Source organism: Microbacterium oxydans, from assembly GCF_900095745.1.
GTDB classification, from domain to species: Bacteria; Actinomycetota; Actinomycetes; order Actinomycetales; family Microbacteriaceae; genus Microbacterium; species Microbacterium oxydans_B.
On record NZ_FMIR01000012.1, the window covers coordinates 15,118 to 35,495 of the forward strand.

Here is a 20,378-nt window from a genome sequence, read left to right on the forward strand (position 1 = left end):
ATGGCCGACAGCGGATTCGGCGAGGCCGCCGACCTCGACGAGGCAGTACGGATCTTCGACACGCACCGCCGACGACTCTTCGGCATCGCGTACCGGATGCTGAGCACGGTCGCCGACGCGGAGGACATCGTGCAGGAGACATGGATCCGCTGGCAGAACACGGATCGCAGCAAGATCCAGGAGCCCGTGGCGTTCCTGACGACGATCACCACCCGCCTCTCGATCAATGTGCTGCAGTCCTCGCACTCGCGGCGGGAGACGTACATCGGTCCGTGGCTCCCCGAGCCGGTGAACACGGATGACGATCCGGCGCTCGGTGCCGAGCGGGCCGAAGCGCTGCAGTTCGCGATCCTCCTGACGCTGGAGAAGCTGACGCCGACCGAGCGGGCGGCCTACATCCTGCGCGAGGCGTTCGACTATCCGTACCCACGTATCGCCGAGGTGATCTCCAGCAGCGTCGTGAGCGCGAGGCAACTCGTCAGCAGGGCGCGGGCGCACCTGTCGTCGGCGCGCAACGCCCACGTCGATCCGGTGGCTCAGCGCCGCCTGCTCGAGGCGTTCCTCACGGCTGCTCAGAAGGGCGATGCGCACGAGCTCGAGGCGCTCTTCGCCGCCGATGTCGTCAGCTACACCGATGGCAACGGCGTCAAGCTCGCTGCGCGTATCCCCGTGATGGGTCGCGGGCGCGTGGCGAAGTTCGTCGCGGCGTTCGCGCACCACTTCTGGATCGGGAAGACCATCGACTGGGTGCAGGTGAACGGCCAGCCCGCGGCCACTCTCGTCGAGAACGGGACGGTCACGACCATGGTCACGGTGACCACGTCCAGCGAAGGCATCCTGCAGCTGCTCTGGGTGATGAGTCCGCAGAAGCTTGGGCACGTCACCGCGGTCACCGCATGACCCGCAAGCACTACCCGGCGTGGCTGCGACGGCGCCGTCATGATGCTGCCGATGTCGACACCGTCGAGTCGCTCGCGAGCGCGCTCTGCTCGTTGGACGAGGAGGCGATCCAGGCGCTGCTCCACCCGGAGGTCGAGGTCGTCATCGACAGCGGCGGTCACGTTCCAACCGGTCCGATGCCGGCGACGGGGCCGGAGGCGGCTGCCGCGGAGCTGCGTGCGCTGATGACGCCGGGGACCTTCATCGCTACCGCATCGATCAACGGTGTCCCCGGGCTCACACTCGTCCGCGACGAGCGTGTCGTCGCCGCACTCACGGCGGAAATGCGATCACGTCTGCTGTCCAACATCTGGATCGTGTGCAACCCCGACAAGCTGCGTCACTGGAATCGATAGCGGAGCGCGTCCGCCGGCGGTGACGTCGCTCGGTGCCTCAGGGAATCGGCACCGCGCGGTCGGCGCCGAGGCGCTTCATCACCATGGTCGAGGTGAGCCGCTGCACGCCGGGGAGCGCTCCGAGGGTGCTGTCGTAGAGCTCCTGGTACGCGCTCATGTCGCGGGTGAGGATGCGCAGCATGTAGTCGGGGTCGCCGAACAGGCGCTGCGCCTCGGCGACCGCGGGGATGGCCACGACCGCCTCTTCGAACGCGACGATGGTGTCCTTGTCGGTGCGCCCGATCGTCACGAACACGATGGCCTCGAACGTGAGCCCGACCGCCTTCGGAGCCACCACCGCGCGGTACCGCTCGATCGCCCCGGACTGTTCCAGCTCCTTGAGCCGTCGATGACAGGCGGAGAGGCTCAGACCGACCTGCGAAGCGAGGTTCGTCGCGCTCATCCGGCCGTCATCCTGCAGCAGCGAGAGAATCTCCCGGTCAAGTGCATCCATGGCGACAAGTCTTGCAGGAATCGGTCGCGACTACGCGAAGAATCGAAGCACCTTTCGCAGAATCCTTCGTAGTCTCTTCCTCGGATTGAGGAGGACCGATGGATATCGCACTGGTCATGCAGTTCTGGCTGGTCGCGGTCATGCTCGCGCTGACCCCCGGCGCCGACTGGGCGTACGCGATCTCGGCCGGCTTGCGGGCCCGCTCGATCGCGCCGTCGATCCTCGGGATGCTCGCCGGCTACACGGTCGTCATTGTCGCCGTCGCGCTGGGGCTCGGCGCGCTCGTCACCGCGTATCCGGTCACGCTCACGACCCTGACCGTGGTCGGGGCGCTCTACCTGATCTTCCTCGGCGCGACGACGCTCGCCAGCCGACCGGCTCCGATCGCCGAGAGCGGGGAGCCGATCGCGACCGGCGGATGGTCGCAGTTCCTGCGAGGGTCGGGAGTGAGTGGCATCAACCCCAAGGGACTGTTGCTCCTGCTCGCCCTGCTGCCGCAGTTCACGAGTCCCGACGGCTGGTCGTCGACGACGCAGATGCTCGCGCTCGGCGGACTGCATCTGCTCAACACCGCCGTCGTCTACACGACGGTCGGACTGCTCGCCCGCCGCCTGCTGCGCACCCGGCCGCGCGCGAGTTCGCTGGTCACCCGCCTCGCCGGCATCGCGATGACCGTCATCGGCGTCGGAATCCTCGTGGAGCAGGTGTTCGAGTGGTTGTGAGCAGCGTTTAAGCACGGTGCTCGGCGACGCCTCGATCACAGGGCCGGGGTAGCGTCGGACGCGGATCCATCTGTGGGCGACGGGAAGCGGTGACAGGCATGGCACGGACCACCACGGCGCTCCGTCTGCTGCTGCCGGCGTTCCTGCTCGGCGCGATCATCGCCCTCTCGTTCCTGGAGGCGCCGCTGAAGTTCCTGGCGCCGGGTGTCACGATCCCGATCGGACTGGGCATCGGGCGGCTCGTGTTCACGGCGTTGAACGTGCTCGCGGGCGTGGTGCTGATCGTCCTCACCGTGGTGAGCGTGCGCGCGCGGGCGGGGCGCGCGACGCTGGGGATCCTCGGCGCGATCTGGCTCGTCTACCTCGTCGAGGTCGCCGTCATCCGCCCCGTGCTGAATCAGCGCAGCGATCTGGTGATCGCGGGACTCGCGGCCGCCGGGACCAACTGGGCGCACTACGCGTACATCGTGGCCGATGTGACTCTGGTCGGTCTGCTGATCGCCCTGATCGTCGTGACCGTCCGGAAGATCCTGCCGGGCGACATCCGCTGAGCTCCCGCATCAGGGACGGACGCGCACCGTTCGGCCCTCGAACGACACCAGGTCGCCGTCGCGCAGCTGGCGTCCGCGGCGGCGATCGACCTCACCGTTGACCGTCACATACCCGTCGATGATGACCTCTTTGGCGTTGCCGCCCGAGTCGAGGAGGCCGGCGAACTTGAGGAACTGTCCGAGGCGGATCACTTCGCCGCCGATGGAGATGTCGTCGATCGGTCCGGAGTTGCTCATCCCTGAATGCTAGCCGTCGCCGCGTCCGCCCCGGCGCATGACGATGCCGCCGCCCCCGGGGAGGGGCGGCGGCATCGGGCGTTTCGGACGTCGCAGGACGGCGGGGGGACGAGGCCCTCGGCTCAGTCGATGTCGGTTCCGACGACGGCGAAGTCGGCGCTGAAGTCGATGTCGATCGAACGGTTGTCCGACGTGAGGACCGACGCGTCGTAGGGGCTCACGTCGTCGCCGTCCACATCGAGGTCGGTGATCATGCCGTCGGCCTCGGCGAGCGCGGCATCGACCAGCGAGCGGATCGCCGCGTCGTCGAGGGTGAGCGCGGGACCGGTGTCGTCGCCGTCAGCGGGATCGGTCTCGATGACGGAAGCCGCGAGGTTCTCGTCGACGCGGACGTCGGTCTCGGTCCCGTCGGTCGTCGTGAGCTGCACCTCCCAGGTGCCGTCGCGCTTCGCATCGATCGACGTGACCTCGCCCTCGGCGGCGCCTCGTGCGGCATCCGCGATCTCGATGAGCTCGTCTGCCGATGCCGTGCCGATGCCGGTCACCGGGCCGCGGTCGTTCGACGAGGTGCTGTCGTCGTCCTGTCGATCGTCGTCGTGATCGCCCTGGGGTGCTCCTTCGTCGTGACGGGGGCCGTCCGACATCGAAGAGCGGTCGTCGTCGTCGCCGAACTCGTCGCCGATCGCCGCGCCGACTGCGATGCCGCCGCCCGCGAGGATCACGGCCGCAGCGATGCCGCCGCCGATGAGGAGGGCGCGCTTGCGTCCGGGCTTGGCCTCGGATGCGGCGGGGGTGGCGACCGGCTCGGCCGCGGGGAACGTCGGGTGCTGCCCGGCGTCGGCGGTCGGGGCCATGGCGGGGGGAGCGGGCGCGACCGGGACGGTCTGCGCATCCGGGGTGCTCGCGGGGGTCTGGTCGGGAGTCTGGTCCGGGGTGGGTGTCTTGTCGTCCATGTCCCGATGGTCTCGCGCGGGCGCTGAAGCCTCCCTGAAGCCTCCTGAAGCCGTCTTCAGGAACGGGGGGATCCGCGCTCAGGCGCCGAGCGGCAGCGTGACGACGAAGCGGGCGCCACCCCAGCGGGAGTCGTCGACCGCGAGAGTCCCGCGAGCCGATGAGGCGATGCCGCGGGCGATCGCGAGACCCAGTCCGCTGCCACCGGCGTCGCGGCTCCGCGCGTCATCGAGGCGCACGAAGCGCTCGAAGATGCGCTCCCGCTCCTCGGCGGGCACGCCGGTGCCGTCGTCTTCGACCGTCACGAACACATGCCTGCCGGAGGGGGTCACGGCGATCGCGACCCGGCCGCGGCTGTGCCGCACGGCGTTGTCGGCGAGGTTGCGCACCAGCTGCCCGAGCAGGCGAGGATCGCCGTTCACCCTGGCCGCCTGGATGCCGGAGCCGTCGACGTCGAACCCGGCCGCGCGCAGCCGGCGCACCTCGCCGAGCGCGATGTCGTCGAGGTCGACCGCCTCGTCGTGCGTGCTCGCGCCCTCGTCGAGGCGGGCGAGCAGCAGCAGGGACTCGACGATGCCCTGCAGGCGCAGCCCCTCTTCCGAGACGACCTCCGCGAGCTCGCCGATGCTCGTCACGTCGGGGTGGGCCTGCGCGAGCTCGGCGTGCTGACGGATCGTCGCGAGGGGAGAGCGCAGCTCGTGCGAGGCATCCGACACGAAACGTCGCTGCGCGGTGGCCGCGGCATCGAGTCGATCGAGCATCCCGTTCATGGTGGTCGCGAGCGCCGCGATCTCATCCGCTGTCTCGGGCACCGGCACGCGCTGGTGCAGGCGCTCGGCGGTGATGCCGTCGACCTTCTCGCGGATGCGCTCGACCGGACGGAGCGCCCGGCCGACCACGAGCCAGGTGGTCACCGCGACGAGCAGCAGGAGCAGGGGCACGGCGATGGCGAGCAGAGTCGCGACCGTGGTCAGGGTCTCGGCGTCGTCATCCATCGACACGGCCAGCACGAGCGTCTGGTCATCATCGAGGTCGTCCGAGACGACGAGCATCCGCTCCCCGTCGACGGTCAGCGTCTGCGGGTCGTCGGACACGGGCAGAGCCGCGGAACCGAGCGCTTCCCTGGCATCTTCGCTGGCCGCCCGTACCGATCCGTCCGGGCCGATGAGCTGCACGAACTCGTCCTCGAGGGAGTCGATCCCGCCGCGGCCCGGTCCGTCGCTGCGCTCGGCGAGCTCATCGAGGCGCTGCTCAGCCGCCCGCTCTGTGCTGCCGTGGATGCTGGCGCTGAGCACCCCGTAGAACGAGAAGGCGCCGATGAGCAGGGCCACCGCGACGACGACCGTCGCCCCGAGCGTGGTCCTCCCGCGCACCGAGCGCCAGCTGCGCCTAGCCACCGTCGGCCGCCAGCCGGTAGCCCGCACCGCGGATCGTCTCGATCGCCTCGCGGCCGAACGGCTTGTCGAGCTTGCGGCGCAGATGCCCGACGTAGACCTCGACGATGTTCGGGTCGCCGTCGAAGTCGTCGTCCCAGACACCCTCGATGAGTGCGCGCTTCGACAGGACCTGGCCGCGGTGGCGCATGAGGTACTCCAGCACCGAGAACTCCCGTGCGGTGAGGGTCACGGGGGTGTCGCCGCGCCACACCCGGTGGGCGGCGGGGTCGAGTCGCAGATCGCCGGCCTCCAGGATCGCGGGGCGCGCGACGGCCCCGCGGCGCACGAGGGCGCGGAGGCGGGCGACGAGGATCGCGAATGAGAACGGCTTGGTGACGTAGTCGTCGGCTCCGGTCTCGAGCGCCTCGACCTGGTCCCACTCGCCGTCCTTGGCGGTCAGCATCAGCACGGGCGTCCAGTTCTCCTCGGCGCGCAGCGCCTCGCACACCTTCCAGCCGCTCATGCCCGGCATCATCAGGTCGAGCACGATCGCGTCATACCGGGTCTCCCGCGCCCGCCATAGTCCGTCGACGCCGTTGTGCGCGACGTCGACGGCGAAGCCCTCGGCCTCCAAGCCGCGGCGCACACCCTCGGCCAGGCGCACCTCGTCGTCCACCACCAGGATCCGCATTCCTCCAGTGTGGCCGGTAGAGGCTGAATCGGGGCTGAAGCTCGGGAGGACGCGTCAGCGGAGGTGAGCCTGGAGCTCGCGGATCACCTCGCCCAGCGTGCCGGTGGCGAGCAGGCCGGGGCCGAGAGGGCCCGCGGAATCCTCGCCGAGCGGGGGGAGTGCGCGCAGAGCGGCGGATGCCTCAGGGGAGAGGGCGGCGAGTTGCCGGCGCACCTCCTCGGCGCGGGCCGATGGATTCGACGGATGCGCCAGCTCCACGGCTTTCGCGGCGTATGCCGCCGCTCCGAGTGCATGGGCGCCCATGTGTGCGACGCCCGCGGCCTGCGCGGCGGCACGGGCGGCGGCAGCCCCTGCCGGTGAGCTCGCACTGTGCGCAGCCCTGCCCGCGACGAATCGCCGACGGATCTCGCCGGCGGCGGTGAGCTCGCCCCGGGCGAAGGCTCGAGCTCTCGCGATCGCGTCGCGGGCGCGGTCATCGTCCGGCGCCTCTGTCTCGAACAGGGGCAGCACCCGCTCGGCGCAGTCGGCGGCCCACACTGCGACGATCCGCCGGTCGGCTTCGGTCATGCCCTGGGGAGTGGTCATGCTCACCTCGCCCGCCGCTCGGCCCGCTGCCGTGCGGACTCGTGCGCCTGGCGGAGCAGATCGAGCACGGCGCCCTCGGTCCGCTCGCCCGGGTCGATCACGCACACCCACCCGGCCGCACCGTAGAGCGGATGCCGGTGGAACACGTCGACCTCCGTCGGTGCGGGGCCGACGGCGACGAGTGACACCGCGCGCTCGCGGCCGACGTTGATGTTGACGCGGAACCGCCCTGGCGCATCCAGCGCGGATGTCGTGTCGTCGGGGTAGTCCTTCGTGATGATCGTTCCGTACGGCTGGGTGCGCTCCGGCATCCGCCCGTCCGGTGCGTGATAGAAGTAGGCGTCTCCCCAGGAAAGCGCGGGGAAGTCGCTGCCCTCTTCGGGGGTGACGACGAGGACGCCGTCGAAGCCACGGACTGTGTCGATGATCTCCTGCATTGTCATCCCTCAATGATGAGGTTCACGTGCTTATGTGGACTTTGATGCGGGAAGGAGGGAGATTCGCATGCTGAACCCTCAAGAGGATGTCATGACGACGGCTGCGCTCGGACGACGCGTGGGCTACTCGACGCAGCAGGTGCGCGACCTGGAGCGGCTCGGGGTCATCCCTCCGGCCGAGCGCGCGTCCAACGGCTATCGCCGCTACGCGCGGCGGCACGAGACCGCCGCGCGCGCTTATCGTGCGATGGCGGCCGCCATCGGCCCTGTGCCGGCCCGGCGACTGATGCCGACTCTGATCGGCGCCTCGGTCGAGGCCGCAGCCGAGCGCATCGACGAGCTGCACGTCGGCCTCGCGGACGAGCGCTCCCGCGTGCGCGAGGCCCTGCACGGCCTCGATGTCGCTCTGGTCGAGGCCGACGACGACTTCGATGACGCGGACGCGATGACCATCGGCGAACTCGCGCTAGCTCTCGGCATCCGTCCGTCCGCGCTGCGTCACTGGGAGCGGGAAGGGTTGGTGCACCCGCGCCGCGGCACGGCATCCACGCGCTCGTACGGTGCGGCGGCGATCACCGAGGCGCGCATCGTCGCCGCCCTGCGCGCCGGCGGTTACGGCATCCCGCCGATCTCGCGCATCCTCGAACACGTGCGGCAGCATGCCGACACGGGCGAGGTGCAGCGCATCCTCCAGGACCGGCTGGTCGTGCTCACGCGGCGCAGCGTCGCGCTCCTCGCGGCCGCCGGGCACCTGCACGCGCTGCTCGCCGATCGGGGCGAGGGAGACTGACGGTCGTCGTCGACCGCGAGGTCGGACGGCTCGCTTAGGGTGGCTCGTATGACGTGCAGCTTGCGGTGGCCGAAGATGATGCGCGTGCTCGCGGCGCCGATCCGGAATCCGGGGTGCTGACCATGCAGAAGTCGGGACGATACGTCCGCGCCGGGGACACGGAGTACCCGCTCGCCAGCCCGGGCGGCAACTGGGCGCTCTGGAGCCCCACCCCGGTCGAGGGTTTCCGGAAGATCGGGAACGGGTGGGTCCGCAACATCGCACCCGACGAACAGCTGGAGTGCTTCCGCGTCGCGCACCGCGGCACGTATCGCGGCATCCCGGTCACCGTCGAGCCGGGCGGCGGAGCATTGGTACGCCTCGACACCCGCGATCCGCGCGCAGCCGAGCAGGGGTTCGAGAGGTTCGGGTTCGAGCGGCCCGAGCTGCAGTCGTGGCTCAAGTTCGTGTCCGCCGACGACCGGGACCTCGTCTTCACGACCACCCGCACACCCGAGCCGATGCCGTGGGCGGCGTCGACCCGAGACGCCGTCGCGCAGCGCCCGGTCCCGCGGCCGTCCGACGCCGAGCCGTCGGCCTGGGGAGCGTTCACTCTCCGTCTCATCACGGCGCTCCGCGGTGTGACCGACGGCGTGTTCCTCATCGTCTCGGTCGACGGCGACCCGCTGCGCTACGTGCAGTTCGCCGGAGACCCCGGGACGCTCCACGCCGAGGCGCCGGCGCGCGATCTGGTCGCGGATGCCGATGAGTCGGTGCTGCGAGCCGCCGGATGGAACGAGCCGGGAGCCGCGCAGCCGAACTGGACTTCGGAGCTCCCGCTGCCCGCGTACGCGAGCGACTTCCGGGAACTCGCCGAGCGTTGCGTCGCGGCGCTGCGGGATGCCTATGGAGCGACGAGCCCCGACACCCTCGTGCACCGTGCCTGGCGCGATCCGGAGCAGACCTCACTCGAGTTCCCAGGGCTCGGTCCCGCCCAGGTCTGATCAGCGCCTTCGGGACGCCGGCGCGGTTCAGCGACCGCCGAGGCCGGCCTGCTCGCGCATCGCGGTGCGGTTGAGCTCCTTCGCGTCGAAGAAGAGCGCGGGGTCCACGGCGACCGGCTCGGAGTCGATCCAGAGTTCCTTCCCCGCGACGCGGATCACGCCGATGTACATCGCCCGATCGGCGTCGGAGGTCCAGATGGTCAGCAGTCGGTCATCGCCCCGGTGTTCGATCACGTCCTTCAGTGCGGCGACGATGCCGGCGCTGTCGGAGCTGCCGCGCCGCAGCGCGGACACGGTCTGATCGAGCGGGAATCCCGCGGCGACACCGTGGATCACCGGATTCGTGAGGACGCCTCCGCCCTTGATCCGCCAGCGTCGGGCGCTGACGAAGAACATCACGATGCCGGCGACGAAGACAGCCGGCGGGAGGAAGAAGGCACCGGCGATCGCGAGCCCGCTGCGCACGCGGCCGCCGAGGAGCTCGGCCGTCGACTCCGGGTTGAGGTAGACGAGGAGCATCACGACCACCATGAGCCCGGCGATCACGAGCCAGGTCGCCGACTTGCGGGGCGAGCGCTCGGAGACGAAGAGATCAGGGCGTGTGGCGAACCAGGTGTAGAGATTGCGCGACCGGGACCGGAGGGGCGTGAAGCTCATGGGAAGACGCTACTGGAGTGCGAAGGGCAGGCGGGGACCTCAGACGATCGTCCGGAAGAAGTCCCGGCGCACCGCGGTCACATCGGCGCCCTCCCGTGAGGGATGCACGCGATTCGTCAGCAGCACGCCCCAGCCTCCGGAGTCGAGATCGACCGCGAAAGCGGTGCCGGTGAAGCCGGTGTGGCCGACGGCGTGCACCTCGCCCATCCACGCCGAGTCCCGCACCCGCAGACCGACCGCCTGGCCGTAGCCCGCCGCCGCGGTGACGACCGGTGTCACCATCAGGCGCACGCTCTCCACAGAGAGAACCGGCCCGTGGACCCCCTCGCCGCCGTCGCGGATCGTGCGGGCGAGGGCGGCGACGTCGTGCACGGTCCCGAACAGCCCGGCGTGACCCGCGGGGCGAGCGAGCGCGTGCGCCAACTCGTCGTGGACCTCTCCCCGTACCAGCCCGCGATGCGGCTGCACTTCGGTGGCCACCGCACGGGTCGCTGAAGGGCTCCAGGTGAGTGCCTCCGCGCCCATGACCGTGGCCGCGTCCGCGACGAGCTCCGCGAGAGAGCGGCCCGAGACCCGCTCGATCAGCTCACCGACGGCGATGAATCCGACGTCCGAGTAGAGGTGCGCGGTGCCCGGCTCGGCACGCAGTGCACTTCGCAGCACGGTGGAGCGCAGTTCTTCGCCCGCGAGCCCCGATCGCCACGCGCCGCCTTCGGCCGGAAGCCCAGCGGTGTGCGTCAGTAGGTGCCGGGGAGTGATGAGCGCGGCACCCGTGCCCGTGCCGACCGGCAGCACGGGCGCGACCGGTTCATCGAGGTCGAGCATCCCGGCATCCACCAGGCGCAGCGCGGCAACGGTCGTGAAGATCTTCGTGAGCGAGGCCAGGTCGAACAGATGATCAGCGCCGAGCGGCTCGGGGTCGTCGTCCGCGGGGGTGCCGAGCAGCGTCAGCTCCTCGGCCACCCCTCGGTGTGGGCTCCGCAACGAGGCCCACGCCGAGCCCGGCGCCCCGTTCACCACGGGCGCCTCACTTGCTCATTCCGGAGGTGAGCCCGTTGATGATCTGCTTGGTCGCGAGCAGGAACAGCACGATCAGCGGGATCGTCGCGATCGTCAGCCCGGCGAACAACTGCGGCCAGTCGGTGGAGTACTCGCCGAAGAAGCGGGTGAGCCCGACGGGCAGCGTGTACGAGTCGCGGTCGCGCAGCAGGATCAGCGGGTAGAAGAAGTCGTTCCACACCGGCACGAAGCGGAACACGATCACGGTCGCGAGGGCGGGCCGCACGAGCGGCAGCAGGATCTGGATGAACGTGCGGAACGGACCGGCTCCGTCGATGCGGGCGGCTTCTTCCAGCTCGATCGGCAGCGCCCGGAAGAACACCGTCAGCACGAACGTCGTGAACGGGATGCCGAGAGCGCCGTAGACGAGGATCAGGCTGAACACGTTGCTGGTCATCTTCAGCGAGTCGAGCAGGTAGAACAGCGGCAGGATCGCCAGGTGCACGGGCAGCATGAGCCCGGAGAGGAAGACCGCCTCGATGCCGCGGAAGAACTTCGCCCTCGCCCGGGCGAACGCGTACGCGGCGAGCACGGACACCACCGTCGTGACGATGACGGACCCGACCGTGACGGTGATGGAGTTGAGGAAGTAGGTGTCGAAGGATGCCGTGATCCACGCGCTCTGGAAGCTCGTGAAGGTCGGCGGCACCGGGAGGCCCAGCGGCTCGGTCGCGATCTGCTGCTGGGTACGCAGCGAGTTGTTGACCATGAGCAGCAGGGGACCGATCGCGATGAGCGCATATCCCCAGAGGAAGATGTTCGCGAACAGCCGCCCGATGAACGGGGTGTCCGAGGTGCGGCTCGTGCGGCGACGCGGTGCGGAGGGACGGCCCGAGACGATCGCCTCGGTCGTCGGCTCGGTGCGGGGTTCGGTGGCGGTGCTCATCAGAACAGCTTTCGTTCGGCGCGACGCATCGTGGAGGTGATCACGACCGAGATCACCATGATGAAGATGAACAGGACGGTCGCGAGCGCGGAGGAGACGCCGATCGAGTTCGGGTTCCCCGACTCGAACGCGGTGCGATAGAAGAGCAGCATCATCACGTCGGTGGATCCGGCCGGGGCGCCGTTCGAGCCCGCGAGCGCGAACGGGATCGCCATGGCCTCCATGCTGCCGATGAACGTGAGCACGGTGATGATGCCGATGGTCGGCGTGAGCATCGGGAGGGTGATGTACCGGAAGCGCTTGCCTGCGGTGGCGCCGTCCAGGGCGGCGGCTTCTTCGATCTCCTCGGGGATGCCGCCGAGCGCTGCGCCGTAGAGCAGGATCGGGAAGCCGATCCACTGCCAGGCGCTCACGAGCACGATCACCCAGATCGCGAGCTGCGGGTCGCCCAGCCACGGCAGCGCGAGGCTCTCGAGCCCGACGCCGCGGAGGATCGCATTGACGGGGCCGAACAGCGGGGAGAGCATGAGCGACCACAGGTAGCCGATGACCATCGGGCTCACGAGGTAGGGGAGCGCGAAGATCGTCTGGAAGAAGCGCTTGGTGCGCTTGCGACGGTGTAGCAGCGTCGCGATGCCGAGGCCGAGCGAGTTCTGGAAGACGAGTGCGCCCGCGAACAGCAGCAGGTTGTGTCCGAACGCGTTCCACAGCTCGGAGGCGTACGGCTCCTTCGTGAGGAGGGTGATGTAGTTCGCGACGCCGGCGAAACCGCCCTGCTTGGTTCCCTGCCAGTCGAAGAACGAGTAGCTGAGCGCGGCGAGCATCGGATAGAGGATGAGCACGGCGAACAGCACCGCGGCGGGAAGGACGAACAGCGTCGCGGTCGGGGTCGACAGCGCGATTCCCGCGCGTGAGCGCCGTGTCTTCTCCCGGCGGAGGGGGAGGGTCAGGGCCATGATGCCTCTTTCGCTGCGTGAGGGGCGCCGAGGCCGGCGCCCCTCACGGTCGGGTCAGGATGCGGGGGTGAACCAGGTGGAGATCCCGGTCTGCAGGTCGGTGCCGAGCTGCTCGGGGGTCTTGTCTCCGAGGAACATCGCCTGGATGTCCGGTCCGAGCACGGCCGTGCCGGTCGGGTCGCCGTAGCGGAAGTCGACGAGCAGCAGGTACGGCGCCGGGTTGGCGGTGTACTGCTCGTTCATCTCCTGCATCAGCGGGTCGGAGTACTTCACACCGGGCAGGGCGGAGAACTGGTCGACCTCGTCGGCGACGAGCTGGCCGAACTCCTTCGTGGTCATCCAGTTCAGCAGCTCTGTCGCGGCCTCCTGCTGGTCGCTGGAGGCGTTGATGCCGAAGCTGCCGTCGGCGTAGCCGGGGGTGACGGCGTGGTCGAGCGCGCTGCCCGGAGCCGGCGGCACCTCGTAGACGCCCCACTCGGTGTCGGGTGCCGAGTTCTGGAAGGTCGGCAGGTCGAACGAGCCGCCGGGCCACTGCGCGGCCTGACCCGACGTGAACTGCAGCACGGCATCCGCCACGGCGATCGCGTTGACGTTCTTGTCGAGGTACTTCTGCATGTCCTTGACGATCCCGAGCGACGACACGTAGGCCGGGTCGGTGAAGTCGACGTCGCCGGCGAGCACCTTCTCCTCGAAGTCGGCACCGCCGTAGTTCGCCGAACCGACGATGTCGTGGAACATCGGCAGGACCCAGTCCTCACGGGCGCCGAGGGCCATCGGGGTGACGCCCTCGTCGAGGAGCTTCTCCTGGAGCTCGATGAACTCGTCCCAGTCCTTCGGCTCCTTCAGTTTCATCTCGTCGAACATCGTCTTGTTGTAGAACATCTGCATCGTCTGGTACGCGAAGGGCACGCCGTAGGTCTTGCCGTCGTCCTTGCCCTGAGCCGCGCGCAGCACGGTCGGATCGAACTGGTCGAGCCCGTCGACGATGTCGTCGATCGGGACGATCTGCTCGGACTGGATCGCCGGCTGGATGCCGCCGTACGCGCGGAGCATGGCGATGTCGGGGCCGTCACTGCCCTCGAGGCCGGTTGCGAGGATCTGGTTGTACTCGGTCGGCTGGTAGCCCTCGAACTCGATGGTCACGCCGGGGTGCGATTCCTCGTACTTGTCGAAGACGGCTTCCCACTTGGGGGAGGAAGAAGCCTGCCACGACCAGATCTTCAGAGTGACGTCCTCGCCGCCGGCCTCTCCGCTGGAAGCCGCGGGTGCACATCCGGCCACGGCCAGCCCCGTGACCAGGAGACCTGCGGTGAACGCGAGTCGGGTGGTGCGGTATCGCATGGTGTTCCTCTCGGTTGTGAGAGCCGTCGGCGGGACCGGGGCATCTCTGCTGTGAAAGCCTCCGCCCACTTTGGGGAATCTTTTACAGAAACTCAAGCCCTTTCCGAAAATTACTTCCATTCGTAACATGGTCGTGTCATCCTGGTGCCGTGTCCACCAGTGCGATGACCGCCATCCATCAGCGCCTGTCCGCGCTCACGCCCACCGAGCGCCGCATCGCCACGCACGTGCTCGCCGATCCGCAGAGCGTGGTCGACAACTCGATCACCCATCTCGCCGCCGCCTGCGGTACATCGGTCGCGAGCATCGCCCGCTTCACGCAGAGCCTCGGGTTCTCCGGGTACCCGGATCTGCGCCTCGCTCTCGCGACCGAGCTCGACCGCAGCGCCTCCGACCGTGAGCGGTTCCAGGTGTCGGAGAGCGATGTCAGCCGGCACGACGACGCGCTCACCACCGTGCGCAAGATCGCGTTCGCCGAGGCGTCGGCCATCGAACGCACGGCACGGCAGATCGACATCGACGAACTGGAGCGCTGCGTCGATGCGGTGCGCGCCGCCCGCCGCATCGACATCTATGGCGCGGCCTCCAGCGGCCTCGCCGCGCAGGACCTGGAGCAGAAGCTGCACCGCGCGGGACTCGTGGCGCAGGCGCGGACCGATCTCCACCTCGCGCTCACCGGTGCCGCACTCCTCGACGAACGGGATGTCGCGGTCGCGATCTCGCACTCCGGTCGCACTCTCGAGATCGTCCAGTCGGCCAAGGTCGCAGCCCGCGCCGGGGCGACGACCATCGCCATCACCAACAATCCCCGGTCTCCGCTCGCACGGGTCTGCTCGCTGGTCCTCGTCACCGCGGTCTCGGAGTCGACGTTCCGATCCGGCGCGATGGCGAGTCGGATCGCCCAGCTCGCAGTGCTCGACTTCCTGTTCACCCGCATCGCGCAGGCCGACTACGACACCATCTCCGACAACCTGCAGCGCACCTACAACGCCGTCACCGACCACAGAATCGACTGATCCCATGCTTCTCGGCATCGACCGCCTGATCCGACGCGACATCCGTCCCGATCTGCTCGCGCGCCTCGAAGGGGGTCGCGTCGGGATGGTCACGAACGACCTCGCGCTCACCTCCGATCTCCGACGCGGACGGCAGCCGCTGGCCGAGACCGGATGGCGGTTCACTCGGCTCTTCGGTCCCGAGCACGGACTCAGCGGGCGTGCGCGAGAGGGTGAACTCGTCGGAGATCTCGTCGATCCGGTCACCGGCGTCGAGGTGCGCAGTCTGTACGGCGACGCCGTGCGTCCTGCCGCCTCCGACCTGGCCGACCTCGACGTGATGCTGATCGATCTGCCCGACGTCGGTGCCCGGTTCTACACGTACATCTGGACGATGAGCCACGTGCTCGAGGCGTGCGCCGATGCCGGTGTGGCGGTCGTGGTGCTCGATCGTCCGAACCCGATCGGCGGCCGCCTCGACCGGGCCGAAGGACCGATGCTCGACGAGCGGGCGCAGTCCCTGGTGGGACGCTGGAGCATGCCGATTCGGCACGGGCTCACGATCGGCGAGCTGGCCCGCCACTGGGTGCGGACGCGCGGGATCGATGTCGAACTCGAAGTCGTCACGGTGGACGGGTGGTCTCGCGATACGGCTCGCCGCGTGGATGAGGGCACGTGGATGCCGCCGTCCCCGAACCTCCCCAGCCCCACGACGGCCCTGCTGTACCCCGGCACCTGCCTGGCGGAGGGCGTGAACGTCTCGGAGGGGCGAAGCACCGCGGTGCCGTTCCGCGTGATCGCGGCGCCCTTCATCGACGGGGAGCGCTATGCCGCAGCCATCACGGCGGCCGGGCTTCCCGGCATCGCCGCGGTTCCCTACGGCTTCACACCGCTGGTCCGCGATCACGCCGGTGACGCGTGCGAGGGGGTGATCCTGCACGTCACGGATGCCGAGGCGCTGCGGCCCGTGCGCACGGGCGTGCGCCTGCTGTCGCTGATCGAGGAGATCCACCCCGGGATGCTCGAGGAGCGCTCCCTCGTGCCCATGCCCGGGGAGTCCGACTGGACCCCGCTCGAGAAGCTCTTCGGTGTGGAGGGGGCGTTCGCGCAGATCGTCGGCGGCGAATGGGACGATCCCGAGCGCCTCGCCGTTCCCGGGTGGAGGGATGCGGTCGCCCAGGATCTGCTCTACGTCTGAGGTTCCCGCCCGTCTCGGGCCCGAAGCGGGGGTCAGTCTCCTCCGACCCGTCCCGCGATCTCCGCGATGAGCGGGTTGGTGTCGGCCGAGTCGGTGACGATCGCGGTGACGGCATCGAGCGCCAGGACGGGGTAGCGCGCGACGGCGCCGATCTTCTCCTCACTCGCAAGCACGACGGTCTCGGTGCAGCGCGACGCGAGCGCGCGCTTCGTGACGGCATCGTCGAGTTCGCCTGTGGTGAGGCCGCGGTCGGGATCGATGCCGGTGGTGCCGAGGAAGAAGGTGTCGGCAGACAGGTGCTGGATCGCCTCCATCGCCAGCCCGCCGCCCGTCACGAGGGAGTGTCGGGAGAGTTCGCCGCCGATCATGATCACCCGTGCGTCCGAGTGCTCGGCGACGGCGAGGGCGACGGCGGGACTCGCCGTGATGACGGTGATTCCTGTGCCGGAGGGCAGCATCCGGGCCATCGCCAGTGTGGTCGTGCCGGCGTCGAGGACGATCGTCGATCCGGGACGGATGGTGGCGACGGCAGCGCGGGCCACGCGTTCCTTGCTCTCGGTCGCCAGCTCGGCGCGCTCGCGAACCGGGGGTTCCGGCGCGGCGAGCGGAAGTGCGCCGCCGTACACGCGGAGGAGCTTCCCCTCTTCGGCGAGCTCGCGGAGGTCGCGGCGGATGGCATCCTCCGAAACTCCGAGCTCGTCGGCGACAGCTTTGGCCACCACTCGTCCCTCGCGGTCGAGGAGGGCGAGCAGGTGGTCTTTGCGTTGCGCGGCCAGCATATGTTTCCTCACGAAGTTGCACGTTCTTGCACGATTCAGACTACAGTCATCCGCATGACAAAACCACTCCTGATCCTGATCGCCGGTCCGTACCGCTCGGGCACCGGCGGCGACCCCGAACTCATCGCCCGGAACCTGGCGCGCCTCGAAGAGGCCTCCGGGCCGATCTTCCGTCTCGGCCACGTGCCGATGATCGGGGAGTGGGTGGCGCTGCCGATCCTGCGCACGCTCGATTCCGCCGAAGCCGGCGACGGCGACGGCGATGTGATGTACGAGACGGCGCACCGGCTGCTGCAGCACTGCGACGCCGTGCTGCGCCTTACCGGTGAGTCGTCGGGTGCGGACAAGGATGTCGAGATCGCCCAGGAGCGCGGATTGCCCGTCTATCGCTCGCTCGAGGAGATCCCCTCAGCCTCGACTCCGTAGGCTGGAGGCATGACCAAGAACATCTGGACCATCCTCGGCGTCATCCTCGCCGTCGTGATCGCGTGGTGGATCGTGAGTGCGCTGTTCTCGGTGCTCGCGTTCATCTTCAAGCTCGCGATCGTCGCGGTCGTCGCCGTGGTGGTGTTCCTCGTTCTGCGCGGGATCTTCAGCCGCAGCGACGACTGACGGCGCGGCCCCCTCGTCGGACGCGTTCTCGGCGAGAGGTCCTAGCGGAGCACGCGGTAGCGGAGGTGGGTCTCGCTCGCGAAGGCCGAGGTCTCGAGGCGTTCCAACTCGATGCGCTGCCCGAGCCCGGCGAACAGCGAGATGCCGCCGCCCAGCAGGACCGGCGCGACGTCGAGGTGGAGTTCGTCGACGAGTCCGAGCTGGAGGCACTGTCGCGAGATGCTCCCGCCGAGCAGGCTGACCCACTTGTCGCCCGCAGCCTGCGCGGCTGATTCGACCGCCTGCGCGATGTCGTCGACCACGAACGTGTAGGTGATCCCGTCGCGTTCGATCGGCTCGTGCTCGCTGTGGGTCATGAGGTAGACCGGCACCTTGAGCATGCCGCCGTAGGGGATCTCTCCGTCGTCGATGGTCTGCGTCTTGTTCGCCCCGCCGACGATGGCGCCGATGTTCTTCATGACGTTCTCGACGACGACATCGTCTTCGGGAGCGGAGGGGCGGCCGAACATCCAGTCGACTCCGCCGTCCGCATCCGCCAGGAACCCGTCGAGGGTCACGGTCGCGTGGACGATCACTCGAGCCATGATCTGCTCCTTCCGTGGAGGTGAGTCAGGTGACTTGCGTCGAGCGACTTGCGTCGTCGGAGTGCTGGTGATCCAACTCGCCCCCGGCAGGCGCCTCAAGAACGTGCGTGTTCTAGCTGGCGAGCTGCTGCACCCGCTGGTACGTGACGCCGAGGATAGCGCCGGCTGCTTCGAGAGGGTAGCCGTCGGCGCGGAGCGCACGAGCTGCTTCGCGCCGGAGCCTGTCCGCTCGTTCTATCGCCGCCTCTCCGGCGGCCGTCGCGTCATTGCTGTCCGCGAGCAACTGCATAACTCGGCTGGGCGCATCGATGACGACGTCAACCTCGACATCAGTGGGCTCGACATCAAGCCAGACGGACGCGAGGTCGGAGGCGGCTTTCTTGATTCCGCGGAAAGTGAGCGCGCTGCCCGTCGCCACGATCGTTGCGCCGCTGGGCGTCTCGGAGGTGAGCTCCGGAATCTCGATCGTCCACGATCCGTCGTCATCGCGGGAGGCGCGGGCACTGAGTCTGGTCGTCATGTCTCTGCCCTTCAATTCCATGCGCTCGGAGTGTTCGGGAACGCGGTCTGCACCTGGCGGACGATTCCGGCTTTTACTGTGTCACCGTGGACCGGGATGGACAGCGTCTGCGTTCGGTCTCCGGACTGCCAGATGTGGTGGCTGCCGCGTGTGCGGGTGTTCTGCCAGCCTTGCCCGCGGAGGAATCGCGAGACATCCCGGTACCTCTGCGGCTTGGTCATCATTCTATGCTAATGACGCTTGTACTGCGAGTACAAATACTGCTTGTTCTATTCCGGAGTACTGCTCTCAGGCGCTCGGCGCGAACGCCCCGACGCGGTACCTCGCGGCGCGGTGCGTGTCCTGTACGCGGTCTCCCTTGCCCTGCAGCTTGTTTCGCAGCGTGCCCGGCGTGTACTCGTTCGGGTAGACGCCGCGCTCGCGCAGGACCGGGATCACGTGCTCGATCACGTCCTGCCAGGTGCCGGGCGTGACCGCGTAGGCGAGGTTGAAGCCGTCGATGTCGGTCTCTTCGACCCAGGACTGCAGCTCGTCGGCGATCTCGACACCCGACCCGACGACCGTGGGGCCGAGGCCGCCGATCGCGTTGTGGCGTCCGAAGTCGCCGACGGTCCATTCGCGGCCGAGGTCGGCCTCTTCCTTGAGATGCTGCAGCACCGACTGGATCGCGTTCGACTCGACGTTCCCGACCGGCTCGTCCTCGGCGTACTGCGAGAGGTCGACGCCCATCCAGCCCGACATGAAGGTGAGCGCGCCCTCGGGGCTCGCATACGAGAGGTACTCGGCGTGCTTCGCGGTCGCCTCCTCGCTCGTCGCGGCGGTGATCACCGTGAGCAGTGTGTAGACGCGCGCGTCGTAGCGGTCGCGTCCGGCAGCTTCCAGGGCATCGCGGATGCGCTTCACGGTGCCGGCGAGCACCTCCTTCGAAGGGGCGGCGACGAAGATGGCCTCGGCGTTCTCGGCCGCGAACTTCACTCCGCGCGGGCTCGCACCGGCCTGGTAGATCACCGGTGTGCGCTGCGGCGACGGCTCAGAGATGTGGATGCCGGGAACGCTGAAGTGCTTCCCCTCATGCCCGATCGGGTGCACCTTCGACGGGTCGGTGAAGATGCCGCGCTCGCGGTCCTCGACCACGGCATCGTCTTCCCACGAGCCCTCCCAGAGCTTGTAGAGCACCTCGACGTACTCGTCCGCGTGGTCGTAACGGTCGTCGTGCGCGAGCTGATCCTCCTGGCCCATGTTGCGGGCGGCGCTGGGCAGGTATCCGGTCACGACGTTCCAGCCGATCCGGCCCTGCGTCAGGTGGTCGAGCGTGCTCAGACGTCGCGCGAACGGGTAAGGGTGCTCGAACGCGGTGCCGGCTGTGATGCCGAATCCGAGGTTCTCGGTGACCGCGGCCATCGCGCTCACCAGCAGGATCGGGTCGTTCACGGGCACCTGGGCGCCGTTGCGGATCGCGGCCTCGTTCGTGCCGCCGTAGACGTCGTAGGTGCCGAGCACGTCGGCGATGAAGACGCCATCGAAGGTCGCGCTCTCCAGCAGCTTCGCCAGATCCGTCCAGTACGAGATCGTGTTGTAATGCCGCGACCGGTCGTCGGGGTGCCGCCACAGGCCGGACGACTGGTGGGCGACGCAGTTCATGTCGAAGGCGTTGAAGCGGATCTGACGGGTCATGCCCCC

The 20,378-nt window shown here is 68.9% G+C and carries 27 protein-coding genes; 10 read left to right on the forward strand and 17 right to left on the reverse strand.

The window, feature by feature from the left end; translation table 11 throughout:
* Both BQ2383_RS05095 and BQ2383_RS05100 read left to right on the forward strand, forming a co-directional pair.
* Positions 1–900, forward strand: a complete 900-nt coding sequence (locus BQ2383_RS05095; protein ID WP_091030729.1) for an RNA polymerase sigma-70 factor — start codon at positions 1–3, stop codon at positions 898–900.
* On the forward strand, positions 897–1,295 hold the full coding sequence (locus tag BQ2383_RS05100; protein ID WP_051662217.1) for a hypothetical protein: 399 nt from the start codon (positions 897–899) through the stop codon (positions 1,293–1,295). Before BQ2383_RS05095 ends, BQ2383_RS05100 begins: the two co-directional genes overlap by 4 nt.
* A gap of 37 nt (positions 1,296–1,332) precedes the next feature.
* Here the strand turns inward: BQ2383_RS05100 and BQ2383_RS05105 are convergent, their stop codons facing one another.
* Entirely contained in the window at positions 1,333–1,788 is a 456-nt protein-coding gene (locus BQ2383_RS05105; RefSeq protein WP_029264299.1) for an Lrp/AsnC family transcriptional regulator, read from the reverse strand.
* A 98-nt stretch (positions 1,789–1,886) separates the two neighbouring features.
* Here BQ2383_RS05105 and BQ2383_RS05110 point away from each other — a divergent pair, with 98 nt between their 5' ends.
* Both BQ2383_RS05110 and BQ2383_RS05115 read left to right on the forward strand, forming a co-directional pair.
* Positions 1,887–2,510: a LysE family translocator gene (locus BQ2383_RS05110; RefSeq protein WP_091030564.1), complete on the forward strand. Its 624-nt coding sequence runs from the start codon at positions 1,887–1,889 to the stop codon at positions 2,508–2,510.
* A 98-nt stretch (positions 2,511–2,608) separates the two neighbouring features.
* Entirely contained in the window at positions 2,609–3,061 is a 453-nt protein-coding gene (locus BQ2383_RS05115; RefSeq protein WP_091030567.1) for a hypothetical protein, read from the forward strand.
* 9 nt (positions 3,062–3,070) lie between these two features.
* On the opposite strand, the gene BQ2383_RS05120 is transcribed toward BQ2383_RS05115, so the two are convergent.
* From BQ2383_RS05120 to BQ2383_RS05145, 6 genes are all read right to left on the reverse strand, one after another.
* On the reverse strand, positions 3,071–3,298 hold the full coding sequence (locus BQ2383_RS05120; protein WP_091030570.1) for an RNA-binding S4 domain-containing protein: 228 nt from the start codon (positions 3,296–3,298) through the stop codon (positions 3,071–3,073).
* A gap of 122 nt (positions 3,299–3,420) precedes the next feature.
* Entirely contained in the window at positions 3,421–4,251 is an 831-nt protein-coding gene (locus BQ2383_RS05125) for a PepSY domain-containing protein (protein WP_091030572.1), read from the reverse strand.
* A gap of 78 nt (positions 4,252–4,329) precedes the next feature.
* Positions 4,330–5,646 carry a HAMP domain-containing sensor histidine kinase gene (locus BQ2383_RS05130; protein ID WP_244175900.1) on the reverse strand — a complete coding sequence of 439 codons (1,317 nt, stop codon included), beginning with the start codon at positions 5,644–5,646 and terminating at the stop codon, positions 4,330–4,332.
* The gene (locus tag BQ2383_RS05135; protein ID WP_091030577.1) at positions 5,639–6,316 is read right to left on the reverse strand and encodes a response regulator transcription factor; all 678 of its coding nucleotides are present in this window, start codon (positions 6,314–6,316) and stop codon (positions 5,639–5,641) included. Before BQ2383_RS05135 ends, BQ2383_RS05130 begins: the two co-directional genes overlap by 8 nt.
* 54 nt (positions 6,317–6,370) lie before the next feature.
* Positions 6,371–6,901, reverse strand: coding sequence for a putative immunity protein (locus tag BQ2383_RS05140; protein WP_091030580.1), 531 nt, complete (start codon positions 6,899–6,901; stop codon positions 6,371–6,373).
* A gap of 2 nt (positions 6,902–6,903) precedes the next feature.
* On the reverse strand, positions 6,904–7,344 hold the full coding sequence (locus tag BQ2383_RS05145; RefSeq protein WP_091030584.1) for a DUF6194 family protein: 441 nt from the start codon (positions 7,342–7,344) through the stop codon (positions 6,904–6,906).
* Between the two features lie 61 nt (positions 7,345–7,405).
* On the opposite strand from BQ2383_RS05145, the gene BQ2383_RS05150 reads away from it, so the two are divergent.
* Together BQ2383_RS05150 and BQ2383_RS05155 are read left to right on the forward strand one after the other, a co-directional pair.
* Entirely contained in the window at positions 7,406–8,128 is a 723-nt protein-coding gene (locus BQ2383_RS05150) for a MerR family transcriptional regulator (RefSeq protein ID WP_244175901.1), read from the forward strand.
* Between the two features lie 65 nt (positions 8,129–8,193).
* On the forward strand, positions 8,194–9,111 hold the full coding sequence (locus BQ2383_RS05155; protein ID WP_091030587.1) for a TY-Chap domain-containing protein: 918 nt from the start codon (positions 8,194–8,196) through the stop codon (positions 9,109–9,111).
* A gap of 27 nt (positions 9,112–9,138) precedes the next feature.
* Here BQ2383_RS05155 and BQ2383_RS05160 read toward each other — a convergent pair whose 3' ends face one another.
* The 5 genes from BQ2383_RS05160 to BQ2383_RS05180 all read right to left on the reverse strand — a co-directional run bounded on the left by BQ2383_RS05160 (position 9,139) and on the right by BQ2383_RS05180 (position 14,010).
* The gene (locus BQ2383_RS05160) at positions 9,139–9,768 is read right to left on the reverse strand and encodes a hypothetical protein (RefSeq protein WP_091030591.1); all 630 of its coding nucleotides are present in this window, start codon (positions 9,766–9,768) and stop codon (positions 9,139–9,141) included.
* Positions 9,769–9,807: 39 nt separating this feature from the next.
* On the reverse strand, positions 9,808–10,731 hold the full coding sequence (locus BQ2383_RS05165; RefSeq protein WP_244175902.1) for a serine hydrolase domain-containing protein: 924 nt from the start codon (positions 10,729–10,731) through the stop codon (positions 9,808–9,810).
* Between the two features lie 64 nt (positions 10,732–10,795).
* Positions 10,796–11,713 (reverse strand): carbohydrate ABC transporter permease, encoded by a 918-nt coding sequence (locus BQ2383_RS05170; protein WP_091030597.1) that lies wholly within the window; start codon positions 11,711–11,713, stop codon positions 10,796–10,798.
* Complete coding sequence (locus BQ2383_RS05175) at positions 11,713–12,669, reverse strand: carbohydrate ABC transporter permease (protein WP_091030601.1); 957 nt, start codon at positions 12,667–12,669, stop codon at positions 11,713–11,715. The genes BQ2383_RS05170 and BQ2383_RS05175 overlap by 1 nt, the downstream gene beginning before the upstream one ends.
* A 54-nt stretch (positions 12,670–12,723) precedes the next feature.
* Positions 12,724–14,010 carry an ABC transporter substrate-binding protein gene (locus BQ2383_RS05180; RefSeq protein WP_091030604.1) on the reverse strand — a complete coding sequence of 429 codons (1,287 nt, stop codon included), beginning with the start codon at positions 14,008–14,010 and terminating at the stop codon, positions 12,724–12,726.
* A gap of 149 nt (positions 14,011–14,159) precedes the next feature.
* Between BQ2383_RS05180 and BQ2383_RS05185 the strand changes: the two genes are divergently transcribed.
* Complete coding sequence (locus tag BQ2383_RS05185) at positions 14,160–15,026, forward strand: MurR/RpiR family transcriptional regulator (RefSeq protein WP_244175903.1); 867 nt, start codon at positions 14,160–14,162, stop codon at positions 15,024–15,026.
* Between the two features lie 4 nt (positions 15,027–15,030).
* Complete coding sequence (locus BQ2383_RS05190) at positions 15,031–16,203, forward strand: exo-beta-N-acetylmuramidase NamZ family protein (RefSeq protein ID WP_091030611.1); 1,173 nt, start codon at positions 15,031–15,033, stop codon at positions 16,201–16,203.
* 32 nt (positions 16,204–16,235) lie between these two features.
* On the opposite strand, the gene BQ2383_RS05195 is transcribed toward BQ2383_RS05190, so the two are convergent.
* Positions 16,236–16,982, reverse strand: coding sequence for a DeoR/GlpR family DNA-binding transcription regulator (locus tag BQ2383_RS05195; RefSeq protein WP_091030615.1), 747 nt, complete (start codon positions 16,980–16,982; stop codon positions 16,236–16,238).
* Positions 16,983–17,036: 54 nt separating this feature from the next.
* On the opposite strand from BQ2383_RS05195, the gene BQ2383_RS05200 reads away from it, so the two are divergent.
* Together BQ2383_RS05200 and BQ2383_RS19300 are read left to right on the forward strand one after the other, a co-directional pair.
* Positions 17,037–17,408, forward strand: coding sequence for a DUF4406 domain-containing protein (locus BQ2383_RS05200; RefSeq protein ID WP_091030617.1), 372 nt, complete (start codon positions 17,037–17,039; stop codon positions 17,406–17,408).
* A 9-nt stretch (positions 17,409–17,417) separates the two neighbouring features.
* Positions 17,418–17,594, forward strand: a complete 177-nt coding sequence (locus BQ2383_RS19300) for a hypothetical protein (protein WP_047522894.1) — start codon at positions 17,418–17,420, stop codon at positions 17,592–17,594.
* Between the two features lie 41 nt (positions 17,595–17,635).
* Here the strand turns inward: BQ2383_RS19300 and BQ2383_RS05205 are convergent, their stop codons facing one another.
* The 4 genes from BQ2383_RS05205 to BQ2383_RS05220 form a co-directional block, all read right to left on the reverse strand.
* The gene (locus tag BQ2383_RS05205) at positions 17,636–18,178 is read right to left on the reverse strand and encodes a dihydrofolate reductase family protein (protein ID WP_091030621.1); all 543 of its coding nucleotides are present in this window, start codon (positions 18,176–18,178) and stop codon (positions 17,636–17,638) included.
* A 112-nt stretch (positions 18,179–18,290) separates the two neighbouring features.
* Positions 18,291–18,698 carry a hypothetical protein gene (locus tag BQ2383_RS05210; protein ID WP_091030624.1) on the reverse strand — a complete coding sequence of 136 codons (408 nt, stop codon included), beginning with the start codon at positions 18,696–18,698 and terminating at the stop codon, positions 18,291–18,293.
* Between the two features lie 11 nt (positions 18,699–18,709).
* Positions 18,710–18,922: a type II toxin-antitoxin system HicA family toxin gene (locus tag BQ2383_RS19655; protein WP_091030628.1), complete on the reverse strand. Its 213-nt coding sequence runs from the start codon at positions 18,920–18,922 to the stop codon at positions 18,710–18,712.
* A 64-nt stretch (positions 18,923–18,986) separates the two neighbouring features.
* Positions 18,987–20,372: an LLM class flavin-dependent oxidoreductase gene (locus tag BQ2383_RS05220; RefSeq protein WP_208617622.1), complete on the reverse strand. Its 1,386-nt coding sequence runs from the start codon at positions 20,370–20,372 to the stop codon at positions 18,987–18,989.
* Positions 20,373–20,378 lie beyond the last annotated feature (6 nt).